The following is a 14,873-nucleotide window of genomic DNA, read 5'->3' on the forward strand; positions in this document are numbered from 1 at the left end:
ACACCCCAACTGTGTTGCGATGTGCTCAGATCATCAGTGAGCAGGTAGTGCTCTACTGGTGATCAGAGGAGGTGCTGGGTCACTTGGCGCCCATGCGAGCGGTAACCATGTAGCCCCAGGTGGGGTGCTTGTACACGCCCACGCCACCGATGGTGTGGCCCTTGAAGACCATGGGCAGGTAGTGCGGCTGGGAGTTGATCCACTGGTTGACTGCCGTCTTCGCCGGGTCCGGGCCAGCGGCCAAGATTTCCCCGTAGTTGTTGTAGTAGAAGCTGGACTTGTCGTGAACCATGGTGTTCAGGTCAGCCTGGTGCTTCGACCATGCACGGGAGTCGTTGGCTAGGCGCTGGTCCCACTTCAGTGGTGCAACGCCAGCCTGCTGGCGGGTCTGGTTGATCTTGTCGAAGATCGCGCGCTCGATCTGGTCGAGCTGAGCGTCTTTGGATCCTTCTCCGGGCTGACCAGGCTTGCCAGGCTGCGACGGGTCACCAGGCTTGCCAGGCTGACCAGGCTGACCAGGCTTGCCGGGGTGCGACGGGTCACCAGGCTGACCAGGCTTGCCAGGCTGCGACGGGTCACCAGGCTTGCCAGGCTGACCGGGCTGACCAGGCTGACCAGGCTTGCCGGGGTGCGACGGGTCACCAGGCTGACCAGGGCGAGAAGGCTTGTCGCCACCGATGTTGCCTACACCTGTGCCATCGCCAGGCTTCTTACCGTGGTCGCCGCCGGGGGTCTTGTCACCGCCGGGGGTGCCAGGCATGCCCGGGGTCTTGTCACCACCAGGGGTCTTGTCGCCACCAGGGGTCTTGTCACCGCCGGGGGTGCCAGGCATGCCCGGGGTCTTGTCACCACCAGGAGTCTGGTCGCCACCAGGGGTCTTGTCACCACCGGGGGTCTTGTCACCACCGGGGTGCGTGGGGTTGGGGTTGGTGGGATCGTCGCCGTAGCCCTTGTCGCCAGGCTGGTTCGGGTTGCGGTCCTGGAAGTCAATCCACGGGCAGTTGCGGTAGAAGCCATCCTTGATGGCACCGCCGGTGAACTTGTTCACGAAGGAACGAACGCGGTCGGCTCCGCTCGTGCGGTCGTTGATGACGTCGTCGAAAAGCTCTTTGAACTCTTCGCTTGAGAGAGCGAAGGGAATGGGGTTGACCAGGTTGGCCTTTTCGGGGGTCTTGGCCTTCTTGTCCTTGTCACCGGCTTTCTTGTCACCGGAGGTAGCTGCCGGCTTGTGGCTCGACTGGTCGTGCTTCCCGTCTACTGCGAAAGCAGTCCCGCCGACCACCAATGAGGAGGCCAGGCCGCATGCGGCGGTAGCCGCAATCATCCGGGAGGCGCGCTTGCTGAGCTTTTTCTGCATACTTTCTCCTGTATTTATGCCTTGTCGAAGGGCATTGGGGCCGTGGAGGTGCGCCCCTGTGTATCCCTGCTTTTTTGGGGGGTGTCCCGCCCCTTGTGCAAGGAGCGGGACGCGTGTTCACCGGGGGTGAATCACTTCTTGAGCGTGCCCAACGCCTTCTTGTAGGCGGCGTCGAGCGCGGCAATTTCTTTGTCGACGTCGGCAACGGTGACGTTGATCTTGGCCCAGACGCCGACAGCGTGTGTGATGTTCTTGTTGAGCTCTTTGTAAACACCGCGCTCGGCCTTGCCGAGGATCTTGGTGTCGCGGCCCCAGCGGATCTCCCAGATCTTGCGGTTCAGGCCGGCCTTGACGTAAATGGTGGCGCGGTCGGTCGGCTTGAGGTCGGGGTAGTTCTTGACCTTCTCAAGATCCTGGATGAGCTCATCGCGGGAAGCGTTCAGCTGCTCCATCGTGGAGGTGGGGTTGCAGACGCGGATGATGGCTTTGGTGACTGCGAAGCCGAGCTCGGCGTGTGCCTGGGTAACTTTGTTACGCAGGTGTTTGTGGGAGTAGTGGATGGTGATAGCGATCTGGCGAACGACCTCGACGCGGGCTTTGATGGTGGCGGGGTCGAATGCCGGAGGCTGCCCAGAGGCGATGGCGGTGATGGTGCCACGCAGCTCGAAGGCGGTCTTCAGGAGCTGCTTGATCTCCTTGAGGTAGTTCGTGTCAGGAGCGATTTCCTTGGCGGTCTGCAGCTCGTTGATGGAGTTGTTGATCTTGTTCAGGTCATTCTTGGCCTCAGCGCGGTAGGCAGCGATGGCCTCTGCGGAGACGTGAGACTGAGCTGAGAAGCTGGTCTGCGTGGTGAGAGGAGCAGCGTGGCTCGGCACGGAGTAGATGAAAGGGGAGATTGACAGGGCGCAGGCGGCCAGGCCCGCAACTGCCTTGCGTGAGCTGAACATAAGTTTTCCTCAGGGTGGTAAGAACCCGGCTGAGCCGGGCTGGGGAGTTTTGTTCTTTTGACGCTCCGCTTCAGGGCGGTGTCGAGTTTCGACGTGCTCGAGTGGGTGCGTGGTCGTTCGAGGGGACTCGCTGTTCATCCGTCCACGTGCCGTCATCGGTGCGACATCGGGTGTTGTTTCGCGGCGTGGCGCCTTGAAACAGGTTGGCTCGCGGCCAACGAGGAGAACGCTACCCATGCAGATGGGACCCACCTGGCCACAAGGTGACCCACAGCATCTGCAGGTCACACATATGTGTATATGGGGATTTGCCTTTATTTGCAGCATATGTGGGCACCCACAGGGGGTGTGCGGGGGTGTGTGGGCAGCTGGTTTTGCGTGGAGTCAGCGCATGCGCTCCGCGGGCAGATGGCTGATTGGCGCCTGCCGAGGATGTCACGGTTTTTCCTGGTGAGAAGGGGAAGAAGAGTGGATGGTGAACTGTATGGCGGGCGATGTGGCTGTCAAGTTTGCGTGCCACTGAGAGGCTTTCCTGCTTTTTGCCTGTGAGTCAGGTGAATGATGCGTCACGCCTGAATAAAATTCTCAGCGGAGATACAGGTTATTGATGTGGGGCTGACTGAGGGGGTGAGAGCTGAAGTGAGGCCCAGCAGGTAATTAGGTAATTCGGCGCTGCCTCTTCAGGCGCCGCTGCCTTTAATGAGGCTCACACATAGCAACAAGGCCCGAACCGAAATTAACCAGGATTTCGGTTCGGGCCTTGTTTGGTGGTGGACGTGAAGGGACTCGAACCCCTGACCTTTCGCGTGTGAAGCGAACGCTCTAACCAGCTGAGCTACACGTCCGTGAGCTGTATGCCCAAGTGCTTCGCAACTGTATCCAATGGTTCCCCGATCACCCAAATCGGGGATGGAATTAGTGGTTTTTCTGGTGCGAGCAGGCTTATTTTCCTGTGGCTTTCGCGTCAGTGCGATGATCGCGGCACGACTTTGTGGGATGCGCAGTTCACGGTGTAGCGCTGCGCGTGGTGTGCCTTCTGGTCACAGAAGACCTCGCCTCATCGTGTGGCCACGGATTGGTCGTCATTGGACAAGGACGTTGTTTAGAGGGGGTACGTCAGTGCAGGGCACAACACATGCAGTGAGTGGTTTCGCCGGAGGGCTATGGGTGGCGACGTGGTCACGGATGGCGGTTGATCCGTGGAACGAGCTGGTTTCTGGGACGTCACTGCCAGGTCTTCATGTTTTGTCCGATCGTGATGCGTTGCTGTTCGCAGCTGTTGCGGCCGGGTGGGCGATCGCTTCGGACTTAGACACCCCCCGATCGAAGGCAACGCGAGTGTGGGGACGGCTATCAGCAACTTTGACGTGGCCACTGCGCAAGGTCGTTAAGCACCGTAAACAGACTCACTATCTGGTGTTGTCGTCGTTGGCGATGGCTGGTCTGGTTCTGCTGGCAGGTATGTATCCCCTGGCTGCGGCCTTGGTTGTTGCTTGGGTTACCGGATTGGCATTGACTGGATTAGACGATGTGCTTCCTGGTGATACCTCGCACCCAGGCACAAACCTGACCTTGTCTGCAATTGCTGGGGCGCTTGCTTATCACTTCAGCTGGTATCCGTGGTGGATGCCTTTGGCGGCAGCAGTGGGAGTGGCAGTGCACATCATCGGAGATTCACTGACGACAGCGAAAGCGCCTCGTATTGGTGGCGGCCGGTGGGGTCTTGGGCTTTTCTCTAACGGCACCCGCGGGGAGTCGATTGTATTTGTTCTCTTGTGCGGGGCGATTGGTTACTGGTTTGTCTATTCGATTGGGGCGGCGGCTTCTCCGCTACGGCAGCTATTCATTTCGTGATGCGGTAAGCGCGCGCTAGTGCATCAGAGAAAAAGATAGGTGTGCATGAAATCGCCGATCGGTTGCGGAAGCCGGTCGGCGATTCCGGTGCTCCAAGCCGAGATCCATAGCGCAGCCCATACGATCAGGCACGTCCCTAGTGCTACTGCCCCGCGTATGGCTAGCGATTGGGCACCAATCCATGTAGTCCAGGCGCGAACTTTGGCCCATCCCCATTGGTGGAGGCGATGGGCCCAGGTGAATTCAGATGCCCATAACGCCACACCGATAAAGACGACGAGCCACCCGGGCCCGGGCAAGGGGACCATGATCAGCCCCGCTATCACGATCAGGAATCCCGCAACTGCGACACCGAGTCGGTACAGCCGATATGCGTTTGCGTTAGCTTGAAGCCGCTGATGCCATTGCCACTGCCCCGGATGGAAAAGTTTGGCTCCCCCGTCGTCCATGTCTCCCCCTGCATCGCAGCTACATGTGGCCTATCCCCGAGGAATTCAACGTGTGTGCTGCGGCTGCGGTTCCTGTTCAGACCGCGGCGAAGAGTTCGTCTGCGTAGGCTCCGAGTCGTTCGGTAAGGGCTTCTTCTTCGAGAACTACGGAGATGGAAGAGATCGCCATCCCTGCCTCTCCGCAGTAGCTGCAGGATTGGTAGTTGTTTTCGCCCTCATGTAGCACGCGAAGAAGTTCAGTGAGGCTTCTGGCTGAGATTTCACGAGTGTTAGAGGTCCCGAGTTCGCACCGGTGCGCCAACGTCACCGCGTATCGGCGCGACGCAATATCCAGGTTCATTATTGCCTTTCCGTGGCATCAGGTCGACGGTGGGCTGGTGCGGTTGCACGTCGTGTGCTGTCAACGTTGGCAGGACACGCAGCAAGGGGGCCCTTGTCGAACCGGATCGATTCCATTCAGTTGTTGTGATCGGCGCTGGTGAGTAGGACTTGAGACATGGTCGGCGCCAATTTGTCACCGACTTGATATCTCGCTGGCATAGCTGATGACTCCCCCTTGTTTCTTACTTTTATTGGATGTGAATTTCTTCAGCGGAGCATGCAGGTGCGCTGCATGCAGTACCGCTGTTGTAGGCCACCCCTCGTGCCTCGAGAATGACATCTCCCCCGGTAGTGCTAGCTTTCCACGCTGTTCGTGCGCCACCTTCGGTTGTTGCCGGTTCGAGGAAGAGCTTTCCGCGAGTGACGGAGGGTGCGTGGATGATGAGCCTATCGATCGTGAATGCGGTTGCGGGGCTGTTGGGATAACTCCGTGCCGCTAAGTTCTCGATGAGGTTATAGCCGATGCGTGGTGCTGGAACGAATCCTGGGGAGAACTGGTCGGTGAGCCGGTCAGGTCGCACGGTGTATCGCGTGTTTCCGGAGTTTTCATCGCGTTCACCGATGCGGTCGAAGGCCAACCCGGTCCACACCATGGTGACGGGTGCTTCTTGGGGGCCGATGGGGTGCTGGTATGCGATGTTCTCGGTGGTTTCGATGGCGGGTGTGTGTAGCCGTGATGGGTAGCTTCCGGCGAAGGTGATGACGGCGTGGGCGACTTGTCTGCCCATGCAGCTGGCAGTGACTTCGATATGACGAGCGTGCATGGTGTTGTTTGAGGCGTGGGTGAGATTGGCTGCGACACGAACGAGGTGCATCGTTGCCTCAGCTAGACCGCGCAGGTTGACCGTCAGGTGACGTATTTCGATCACGCGTTGCCGGATGTCGTTGGTTAGCCAAGCTGCTGTGGCGACCATCTGGTCAACGAGAACACTGATCGGTACGCAAGGGTTGCCTTCGAGGCGCACATCAAGGTTGGCGTTGTCTCCTGCTGGGGCTAGGTCTACACGGATGGCGATGCTTTTGTCACTGATGTAGTGCTCTGGGCGTCCGATTCGTGCCAGGGCGGTGCGGGTTTCGCGGGTTCCAGGAACGTCGCTATGAGCGAGGTATCCGCGAGCAAGCATTGGCCCTGTGGTGACTTCGATACGGTCACCGAGGTCGACTGCTCCTTCGGAGGTGGCCAGAATTTCGTTGGCCCAGGCGTGTGCGTAGACAGCGGTTTCGGATTTGTCGGTGATGCCTGCGGTCAGGGTTTGCACGGCGGTGCGTGGAGGGATTTCTTGCGTGGCCCACCTGGCTACATATGAGAGAAGTTCAGCGATGGCGCCAGCGTGGATGTTGTGCGCACCAGCAAGGGCTGGGCGGGTTGTGCTGGTGAGCACGGAGATCACGGCTGGATCAGCATTGTTTTTCACTGCATCTAGCAGGTGGAGGAACCCTTTGATGCGTCGTTCCAGTAGCCTGTTCGCGCTGTCGAGGGGGTCGTTTCTTTCTTCAACAGTAAGGTCGGCTCCTTCGGCGTGGATGACGGCGCTCAGGTGGGGCCCTAGTTCAGTAATGAGGGCGTTGACTTCATTTTGTTGGGTGATGTCGCAGGTTCGGGGTTCGATCCCTGAGCGCAAAAGATAGGAGCGTTGGCTACGTGGCGCACTGGGCGCAACTGCGGCTACAACACGTGTTCCGGTGTCAATGAGGCGGCGCGAAAGGGCACAGACGACGGGGATGTGGCTGCCGGTAACGAGGGCGGTGTCGTGGTCGGTGAGGGTGAGTATGGGGGCTGGGGTGGGTTCGACTACGGAGACGGGGCGATAACGCACTCCATCGAGTAGCCCTATTTCGAAGCTTCCCCAGCGGTAAAGCTCACGGATCAGGCCGTAGGCAAGGGTTTGCGTGTCGATGTAGGTGGGAAAGTCCACAACGCGAGTGTTGACGCATTCGTAGTGCAGCGGGAGCGCTTTGGCTAGTCCGGCCCATAGGCCTGCGTGCGGGTTTTCTGGGGCTGCGGGGGTGGCTAGTTCTCCCCCAGTTCGGGTTAGGGCTATGTAGAAGTAACGGTTGGCGTCTCCAGCGCGAGCCCATTCCGGGCCCACGATTTCCAGGGCCATGATTGTTTGACGGTATTGAGCGATCCACGAATCGCGGATTTTGGGGAGGGTCAAGATGCCCAGGCCAAGATCGATGATGCCGTCGACGGTGGTGCCGTGGGGCGTGAGCGCGCGGCGGAGCGCAGCAGCAGCTTCATCACGGTCGCTGTGAATTTCGGTAGGGATGTTTCCCTCGATCCGCACAGTTTTGGCGCCTTCAGCGTGCAGAGCTGAGATGATTGCGCTGGCGGTGGCATCACCGATGCCGAGGATGGCGATAGTGCGGCCATCAAGGTTGGGAGAAGGAGCTCCGAAGCGGACGACTTCTTTGAGATGTCTGACGGTGCGTTTGGCTGTCGTGCTGTTTCTGCGTGAGTTTCTCACTCGGGCTATCTCCGACCCGTCTTCCGTGACTAGTGGTGTCGTGATGGTGGTGCGTGGCGGGTATGCGTCGAAAGGACATTACCTGAGTGTTTGACTGCCAGGGTAGGGCGGCTCTGTCTGCAATGAGCGTGGAAGGTGCTACGTACCTGGTTCGTAGGTGTAGAACGTGCTTTTTCGGTCAACTCGCCTGAGTGAAAAAATTTTTCGGTGACAAAGTCACGCATAAAAACTTTGGGCCCCGGATTTAGATCCGGGGCCCAAAATACATGGTGGGCGATACAGGACTTGAACCTGTGACCTCTTCCGTGTCAGGGAAGCGCGCTAGCCAACTGCGCCAATCGCCCGGGGTCTTGATGGTGTACCTATGCGAGGTGGAGACGGGATTTGAACCCGTGTAGACGGCTTTGCAGGCCGTTGCCTCGCCTCTCGGCCACTCCACCAAAAAGGGGAGAAACAGGAGATGATTGTCCCCTCCAGAGCGGATGACGGGACTCGAACCCGCGACCCTCACCTTGGCAAGGTGATGCTCTACCAACTGAGCCACATCCGCATGATGCTCCACGTACCCTAGCACACTCGCCGAGTCCATCGCTCCTGGCTACCTGGTTATCAAACCACCTACCAGCAGGAAAAACTCATGCTCACAGCCAATTTACGCGGCATGAAAGAGCATCAAATGACACTCAATACATGGTGGGCGATACAGGACTTGAACCTGTGACCTCTTCCGTGTCAGGGAAGCGCGCTAGCCAACTGCGCCAATCGCCCGGGGTCTTGATGGTGTACCTATGCGAGGTGGAGACGGGATTTGAACCCGTGTAGACGGCTTTGCAGGCCGTTGCCTCGCCTCTCGGCCACTCCACCAAAAAGGGGAGAAACAGGAGATGATTGTCCCCTCCAGAGCGGATGACGGGACTCGAACCCGCGACCCTCACCTTGGCAAGGTGATGCTCTACCAACTGAGCCACATCCGCACGACATGCAGCAGTTTCCGCGATAAACCCAACCGAATTTCCGCATCAACTCCGGGAACTTGTCCCGATCGCTGCGTGCTCAGAAACGTTAACCCGAACTCTCGGGCAGAACCAAATCCACCCGAACAACGCACAGATCACAGCGGCAACTCCCCCTCCGTAGTCAACTCATACCGCTCCTCCAATGTCGGCAACTCATGCCGAAGGATCCGCCCCACCACACTCCGACTCACCCCCGTGCTCCGCGCAATAGTCCGATGCGAGGCCCCATCAGCACTCATCCGCCACACATGCTGATACTGCTCACGCGTCACTCGCGAGGGACGCCCAGGCTTGCGTCCCTCCTTACGGGCACGCGCCATCCCCACCTCCGTACGCTCCTTAATAAGTGCCGAATCCACCCCAGCCAACGCCGTAATCACATTCAGAGCCACCCGCCCCTCAGGCGTGCCCGTATCCAATCCCTCCTCCAACGAGCGCAACATAATTCGCTCATCAGCGATCGTGGCGATAGTCCGCAACAAATGCGACGTGCTGCGCGCCAGCCGATCCAAAGCAGTCACCACAATCGTGTCTCCCGGATGCGCTACCCGAATCAACGAATCCAAACGAGGACGCCGCTGGCGCGCACTCGAAGCCACCTCCACAACAATCCGCTGCGATTTCACCCCCGCCCGCCGCAACAACAGCTGCTGCTCACGCACCCCCGGTTGATCCGCCGGAGCAGCATCAGGCACCGTCTCCGCCACCCTCACATACCCCCACGTCAACGGACGGCGAACATGCCCACCAAGACCGAACAAATGCTCGGAATCCTCAACCAGGCCTTCCGTCGCAACAGAGAACAAATCGTCGGACGTCCCATTCTTCACCCCGTCATCCTGCCTGCATCACCACCCTGGTATCGAGTCCACGCCCCCACCACACCCCCAGAACCGACGCCACGCCGACCAACTCACCCAACCCCACTGTCACCCTGACTAAGCTCTTGCCACACAGCGAAACTCGCTCACAACGCGGCCCGAAGCCGCCACGTCACAACGTGCACACCCCAACCGCAACCAGTACCGCCCCACTACGTGCACAAGGAAGGCAACATGCAGCTCTGGCCCGGAAACGCCTACCCCCTCGGCGCCACCTACGACGGATCCGGCGTCAACTTCGCCCTCTTCTCCGAAGTGGCCGAACGCGTAGAACTCTGCCTCATCGACGACGAAGGCAACGAAAAACGCCTCGAAATTACCGAAGTCGACGGCTACGTCTGGCACGCCTACATCCCCGGAATCCAACCCGGACAACGCTACGGCTACCGCGTCCACGGCCCCTACGACCCCGCCTCAGGTCACCGCTGCAACCCCAACAAACTCCTCCTCGACCCCTACGCCAAAGCCATCGAAGGGCTAGGCAGCGGCGACGAAGCACTCTTCTCCTACGCATTCGACAACCCCACCAGCTACAACGACACCGACTCCCTCGGTCACACAATGCTCTCCGTAGTCATCAACCCCTTCTTCGACTGGGGACACGACCGCCCACCCAGGCACGAATACCACGACAGCGTCATCTACGAAACACACGTCAAAGGCCTGACCCAAACACACCCCGACATCCCTCCAGAACTACGCGGCTCCTACGCAGCCCTCGCCCACCCCGCCACCATCGACCACCTCAAACGCCTAGGCGTTACCGCAGTCGAACTCCTCCCCGTCCATCAATTCGTCCAAGATTTCCACCTCATCGACAAAGGACTACGCAACTACTGGGGCTACAACACCATCGGATTCCTCGCACCCCACAACGAATACTCAGCCTCCGGGGAACGCGGACAACAAGTCACTGAATTCAAATCCATGGTCAAAGCCCTCCACGAAGCCGACATCGAAGTCATCCTCGACGTCGTCTACAACCACACCGCCGAAGGCAACGACAAAGGCCCCACCCTGTCCTTCAGAGGAATCGACAACCAGGCCTACTACCGCCTGGTCGAAGGCGACGAGGCCCACTACTACGACACCACAGGCACCGGAAACAGCCTGCTCATGCGCAACCCCCACGTCCTACAACTCATCATGGACTCACTGCGCTACTGGGTCACCGAAATGCACGTCGACGGATTCCGCTTCGACCTAGCCGCCACCCTGGCACGCCAATTCCACGAAGTCGACAAACTCTCCGCATTCTTCGACATCATCCAACAAGACCCAGTCATCAGCCAGGTCAAACTCATCGCCGAACCCTGGGACCTAGGTGACGGTGGATACCAAGTCGGAAACTTCCCACCACTATGGACCGAATGGAACGGCAAATACCGCGACACCGTCCGAGACTACTGGCGCGGAGAAGCAGCAGCCCTCTCCGAATTCGCCTCCCGCCTATCCGGATCATCCGACCTCTACGCCCAATCCGGACGCCGCCCCATCGCCTCCATCAACTTCATCGTCGCCCACGACGGATTCACCCTGCGCGACCTCGTCAGCTACAACGAAAAACACAACCTCCCCAACGGTGAAAACGGCAACGACGGTGAAAGCCACAACAGCTCCTGGAACTGCGGCACCGAAGGCCCCACCGACGACCCCGACATCACCGCCCTACGCCTACGACAAACCCGCAACTTCCTCACCACCCTCATGGTCAGCCAAGGCGTCCCTATGCTCGCCCACGGCGACGAACTTGGACGCACCCAGAACGGCAATAACAACGTCTACTGCCAAGACAACGAAACATCCTGGATCAACTGGGAACTCAACGAAGACCAAACCACACTTCTCGACTTCGCCACCCGAATCATCAAACTACGAAGCGAACACCCCGTCTTCCGACGCCGCCGCTTCTTCGCAGGAAACGCCAATCACGGAGGAACCTCCCCCCTGCGCGACATCCTGTGGCTACGCGTCGACGGCACCGAAATGGCCGACGATGACTGGAGCACCGGCTACGCCCGCACCCTGACCGTCTTCCTCAACGGCAACGCCATCGCAGCACCAGACGAACGCGGCCGCCCCGTCTACGACGATGACTTCATCCTCATGTTTAACGCCCACAGCGCCCCAGTCGAATTCACCGTCCCCACCGAACTAAGCAACGTCCACTGGGTCGAAGAAATCAACACCTACTACGAAACCGGCTCCCCCCACGAACCCACTAGCCACCTCCCCGGAGCCACCATCACCGTGCACAGCCGCTCAGTGATCATCCTGCGCAGCGAAGAGCCCCCCTCCCCCACTGACGAAACCACCCAAACGCAAGAACCCGCCCCCACCACCGAAAACGACTACACCGCCTCATCAGCCGCCGCCGCAGCCGCCTACGCAGCCCTCGACGACGCCACCAAAACACCGACACCAAGCGAAGAGCCCCCCTCCCCCACTGACGAAACCACCCAAACGCAAGAACCCGCCCCCACCACCGAACCAGACCCAACCACAGAAAACATCCTCGAGGAACTCTGCCCCTGGGATGAAGAAGAAATCCCAGCCTGGGCGGCAAAAACCACCACTGGCCACAGCCACGACGACGAAGACTAAAAACAGTTGAGGGGCCCGTTCAGGCCCCTCAACTAGCCACCTACACCCCGTTCTGTAGATAGTCCGCTACGACGGCCTCCCAGCGCTGCGGATCGGTGTTCCATTCCTTCACGTGCCGCGCAACCTCCCACTCCTCGTACCGAACCAAATCTGGTCGCAACTGAGCTAACTCGCGCGAAGGCCCCACCGGCACCACCTCGTCATCCACCGAGTGGATTAGCAGCATCGGATGCGCCAACTCCCCCGATCTGTGCTGCCAACTCGTTCGCGCCACATCCAACGGCTCATGCACGCCCACAAGCCGTCGAGACCATCGCGCACCAATCATCGACTGCGCCAAAGTGCCCAGCTGCGGAGGAATATGCCGGCGCCGCCCCTGCTCAGCGATCACATCCACCCAATCGACCACAGGGCTATCCAAAACCACCCGTGTCACCAGCGAAGACAGGGGCGATAAGTCCAGCATTTGCAGCACTACTGCCCCGCCCATCGACCACCCGAAAAGCGCAACTTCTGAAGCGCCGCCCCGACCAGCGAAATCCACGCTCGCTTCTACGTCGCGCCACTCTGACAGGCCCAAGTTGTACAGGCCGTCCGCGCTTGAGGGCGCCCCAGGAGCATTTCGATATGAAGGCACCAATACATCCCAACCAAGGCGATGCAACACAGGAATTGATCGCAACGTTTCGTGCCGAGTTGCTCCGCGACCATGCACAAGAACAGCACAGCGTCGCGAGCGCCCTACTTCTTCTGCTCGCACTAACCACGCGGGTAGGGGGCCGACTTCTGAGGGGATGAAGACGTCTTCGTAGGGCAATCCGAAGGCACGTTCGGGGCCGACTGCCCAGTAGTAGCTGTCCCAGCGGCCGCCGCCGGGTTCAGGTTCGCCGAAGTCGATGCCTTCGAGGCGTCGGATGATTGTTCCTGCTTTGTCGTCGCGGTCGACGATATGGCCGATGCGGATGTGTGAGCCGCCTCGGTTCAGCCATACGCCGTATCTTCCCGGGACGATGGTGTCTGCGGATGCGATGAGTGTGACTGTTTCGTTTTTGCGGTCGATTGCGCAGACGCGGACGTTGTCTGGTTTGTCGTACACCGGGGTGAGCAGCATGCGGGCTAGGTATGCTCCGGCGCCGACCCATCCTGCTGAGGCTGCTAAAGCGCTCAGGCCTGCGGCGCCTCCTGCTAAGGCCAGTGGGCGTATCAGTCCCCATGACTTTGCTTGTTCACCTGTCGCTTTTTTCACTCCGCCATCGTGTCAGGGCCCCTTGGGTGATTCCACCCCCGAACCGTTTTCACCGGCGAATGCTGGGTGAATGAGTGGTTTCTTATGAGGGAGTAGAAACAGATCCTTGGGGCCCTGTGGAGGGTTTATTGGGGTGTTGTGGGGATTACTCGCCTTGGAGGACGACTACGCGCCAGGTGTCGATGAAGGAGCTGTTTTCGCCGATGCGTAGAACACCGTCGGCGAGGATTTTGCGTGCTGCTTGGGCATCGCCGGAGTAGTGGTCCATTTGGACTGTGACTTTCTGTCCGGGAGCGAGGTGTTCTTTGATTTTTTCGAGGTAGGCGGGCAGTTCTTTGGGGGACTTGGGTTGTTCGGGGGCGAGGGGCTGTGGGTAGGCGTGGGCGAGACCGTTTCCGCACAGGGGTCCGGTGGCGTATTGGGCGAAGTCTTCTGCGGAGCAGTCAGTAGGGCGGTAGGGGGCGATCCAGGTTACCCAGTGGTCGAGTTTTTCTGCGCCGGTGAGGACAACTACGTGCCATTCTTTTGCGATGCGGGCGTCTTCGCCTGCGGTGAGTCGTTTGTCTGCGATGACGGCTGCGACTTCGTCTTGGGATCCAATGTATCGGTCGAATTGCACTGTTATTTGCTGCCCGGGGGCCAGGCTGAGTTGCAGGGTTTTGAGGTAGGCGCGTAGTTCTCCTGCGGTGCGGGGTTGCTGTTCAGCGAGTTGCTGTGGGTAGGTAAAGGCCATGCCGCGGCCGCATTGTGGGGTTTGGGTGAGGTCGGCGAAGTGTTTTGAGGAGCAATCGCGAGGGCTGGTTGCGCTGGTCCAGGTGACGAATGTGTCTGTTGCGGCGGAAATTTCGACGTTTGTGGGGAGCTCTTCGGCTGCGAAGGTTGCTGGGGCGGGGGTCAGCAGGAAGGCAGCGGTAGATAGGGCGGCAGCAGCGAGGGCTTTGCTGAGGATGGTGGCGGTTTTGGGCATGGCAGGTCTCCTTGGCCGGGATGGGTGTCCCCCCCACAAAAGGGTGGGGTCACCAGTAGGTAAAACCTGCTTGGGGTCAGGTGTGGCATGTGTATGTGTGCATTGCGGTGGCCCTTGCGGTCGGCAGGGCGTTGGTGCAGGGCATTGCTTGGTCAGGTTGCATCTAGGGGGTTGTCTGGGACGGCAGTGTCGGACAAGGGTTTTCAGTGATTTGGTGTGAGGGTGTACTGGGTGCGGGAACGTTGTGGGGAGTTTGTGTGTTGGGGTGTGTATGGCGGCGTCTGAGTCTTCTTATCCTGTGACCCGCACCGACGCTCAGTGGCGGGAGGTGCTTTCTGCGGCTGAATATCAGGTGTTGCGGCAGGCTGGTACAGAAAGACCGTTTGTTGGTGAGTACACGGACACCACTGTTGAGGGTATTTATCGGTGTCGCGGCTGTGGCTCTGAGTTGTTTCGCAGTTCAACTAAGTTTGCGAGTCATTGCGGTTGGCCGTCGTTTTATGCGCCGTTGGCTGAGGACCGTGTGGAGTATGTCGAGGATTATTCGCTGGGGATGCGGCGGGTTGAGGTGCGCTGTGCTCAGTGTGGCTCGCACATGGGGCATGTTTTTGAGGGTGAAGGGTATGGAACCCCAACGGATTTGCGTTATTGCATTAATTCCATCAGTTTGACGTTGGAGCCGGCACAGAAGTCGGGGGACTGA

The 14,873-nt window shown here is 59.4% G+C and carries 11 protein-coding genes and 7 tRNA genes; 3 read left to right on the top strand and 15 right to left on the bottom strand.

Going from position 1 to position 14,873, the window contains the following annotated elements; genetic code table 11:
* Positions 1-79 precede the first annotated feature (79 nt).
* From AC2T9U_RS05770 to AC2T9U_RS05780, 3 genes are all read right to left on the bottom strand, one after another.
* Positions 80-1,357, bottom strand: a complete 1,278-nt coding sequence (locus AC2T9U_RS05770) for a CAP domain-containing protein (protein WP_493696900.1) — start codon at positions 1,355-1,357, stop codon at positions 80-82.
* Between the two features lie 131 nt (positions 1,358-1,488).
* The gene (locus tag AC2T9U_RS05775) at positions 1,489-2,304 is read right to left on the bottom strand and encodes a CAMP factor family pore-forming toxin (RefSeq protein ID WP_115030300.1); all 816 of its coding nucleotides are present in this window, start codon (positions 2,302-2,304) and stop codon (positions 1,489-1,491) included.
* A gap of 768 nt (positions 2,305-3,072) precedes the next feature.
* Positions 3,073-3,149, bottom strand: a tRNA-Val gene (locus AC2T9U_RS05780).
* A gap of 295 nt (positions 3,150-3,444) precedes the next feature.
* Between AC2T9U_RS05780 and AC2T9U_RS05785 the strand changes: the two genes are divergently transcribed.
* Positions 3,445-4,158, top strand: a complete 714-nt coding sequence (locus tag AC2T9U_RS05785; protein WP_208303428.1) for a metal-dependent hydrolase — start codon at positions 3,445-3,447, stop codon at positions 4,156-4,158.
* A gap of 23 nt (positions 4,159-4,181) precedes the next feature.
* On the opposite strand, the gene AC2T9U_RS05790 is transcribed toward AC2T9U_RS05785, so the two are convergent.
* The 10 genes from AC2T9U_RS05790 to AC2T9U_RS05835 all read right to left on the bottom strand — a co-directional run bounded on the left by AC2T9U_RS05790 (position 4,182) and on the right by AC2T9U_RS05835 (position 9,302).
* On the bottom strand, positions 4,182-4,607 hold the full coding sequence (locus AC2T9U_RS05790) for a TIGR02611 family protein (protein WP_493696901.1): 426 nt from the start codon (positions 4,605-4,607) through the stop codon (positions 4,182-4,184).
* Positions 4,608-4,683: 76 nt separating this feature from the next.
* A complete protein-coding gene (locus AC2T9U_RS05795) occupies positions 4,684-4,947 on the bottom strand; it encodes a hypothetical protein (RefSeq protein WP_147279194.1) in 264 nt (87 codons plus the stop codon).
* A gap of 229 nt (positions 4,948-5,176) precedes the next feature.
* Positions 5,177-7,456 (bottom strand): Rossmann-fold NAD(P)-binding domain-containing protein, encoded by a 2,280-nt coding sequence (locus tag AC2T9U_RS05800; protein ID WP_493696902.1) that lies wholly within the window; start codon positions 7,454-7,456, stop codon positions 5,177-5,179.
* A gap of 267 nt (positions 7,457-7,723) precedes the next feature.
* Positions 7,724-7,800 (bottom strand) — tRNA-Val (locus tag AC2T9U_RS05805).
* Between the two features lie 25 nt (positions 7,801-7,825).
* A tRNA-Cys gene (locus AC2T9U_RS05810) sits at positions 7,826-7,896 on the bottom strand.
* A 37-nt stretch (positions 7,897-7,933) separates the two neighbouring features.
* Positions 7,934-8,006 (bottom strand) — tRNA-Gly (locus AC2T9U_RS05815).
* A gap of 141 nt (positions 8,007-8,147) precedes the next feature.
* Positions 8,148-8,224: transfer RNA gene (locus tag AC2T9U_RS05820), tRNA-Val, on the bottom strand.
* Between the two features lie 25 nt (positions 8,225-8,249).
* Positions 8,250-8,320 (bottom strand) — tRNA-Cys (locus tag AC2T9U_RS05825).
* Between the two features lie 37 nt (positions 8,321-8,357).
* Positions 8,358-8,430, bottom strand: a tRNA-Gly gene (locus AC2T9U_RS05830).
* 137 nt (positions 8,431-8,567) lie between these two features.
* Positions 8,568-9,302, bottom strand: a complete 735-nt coding sequence (locus AC2T9U_RS05835) for a recombinase family protein (RefSeq protein WP_493696903.1) — start codon at positions 9,300-9,302, stop codon at positions 8,568-8,570.
* 225 nt (positions 9,303-9,527) lie between these two features.
* Between AC2T9U_RS05835 and glgX the strand changes: the two genes are divergently transcribed.
* A complete protein-coding gene (gene glgX, locus AC2T9U_RS05840; RefSeq protein WP_493696904.1) occupies positions 9,528-11,957 on the top strand; it encodes a glycogen debranching protein GlgX in 2,430 nt (809 codons plus the stop codon).
* A 40-nt stretch (positions 11,958-11,997) separates the two neighbouring features.
* Here the strand turns inward: glgX and AC2T9U_RS05845 are convergent, their stop codons facing one another.
* Together AC2T9U_RS05845 and AC2T9U_RS05850 are read right to left on the bottom strand one after the other, a co-directional pair.
* Positions 11,998-13,203 (bottom strand): alpha/beta hydrolase, encoded by a 1,206-nt coding sequence (locus AC2T9U_RS05845; RefSeq protein WP_341746816.1) that lies wholly within the window; start codon positions 13,201-13,203, stop codon positions 11,998-12,000.
* A 145-nt stretch (positions 13,204-13,348) separates the two neighbouring features.
* Positions 13,349-14,170 carry a hypothetical protein gene (locus AC2T9U_RS05850; RefSeq protein WP_493696905.1) on the bottom strand — a complete coding sequence of 274 codons (822 nt, stop codon included), beginning with the start codon at positions 14,168-14,170 and terminating at the stop codon, positions 13,349-13,351.
* Positions 14,171-14,441: 271 nt separating this feature from the next.
* Between AC2T9U_RS05850 and msrB the strand changes: the two genes are divergently transcribed.
* Complete coding sequence (gene msrB, locus AC2T9U_RS05855) at positions 14,442-14,873, top strand: peptide-methionine (R)-S-oxide reductase MsrB (protein ID WP_115030290.1); 432 nt, start codon at positions 14,442-14,444, stop codon at positions 14,871-14,873.

This window comes from Dermatophilus sp. B7861-1, from assembly GCF_058996045.1.

Bases quoted from the DNA above. Each gene is read 5' to 3' on its own strand.
- AC2T9U_RS05770 (WP_493696900.1), bottom strand. From the start codon at position 1,357: ATGCAGAAAAAGCTCAGCAAGCGCGCCTCCCGGATGATTGCGGCTACC.
- AC2T9U_RS05790 (WP_493696901.1), bottom strand. From the start codon at position 4,607: ATGGACGACGGGGGAGCCAAACTTTTCCATCCGGGGCAGTGGCAATGG.
- glgX (WP_493696904.1), top strand. From the start codon at position 9,528: ATGCAGCTCTGGCCCGGAAACGCCTACCCCCTCGGCGCCACCTACGAC.
- msrB (WP_115030290.1), top strand. From the start codon at position 14,442: ATGGCGGCGTCTGAGTCTTCTTATCCTGTGACCCGCACCGACGCTCAG.
- AC2T9U_RS05795 (WP_147279194.1), bottom strand. From the start codon at position 4,947: ATGAACCTGGATATTGCGTCGCGCCGATACGCGGTGACGTTGGCGCAC.
- AC2T9U_RS05775 (WP_115030300.1), bottom strand. From the start codon at position 2,304: ATGTTCAGCTCACGCAAGGCAGTTGCGGGCCTGGCCGCCTGCGCCCTG.
- AC2T9U_RS05850 (WP_493696905.1), bottom strand. From the start codon at position 14,170: ATGCCCAAAACCGCCACCATCCTCAGCAAAGCCCTCGCTGCTGCCGCC.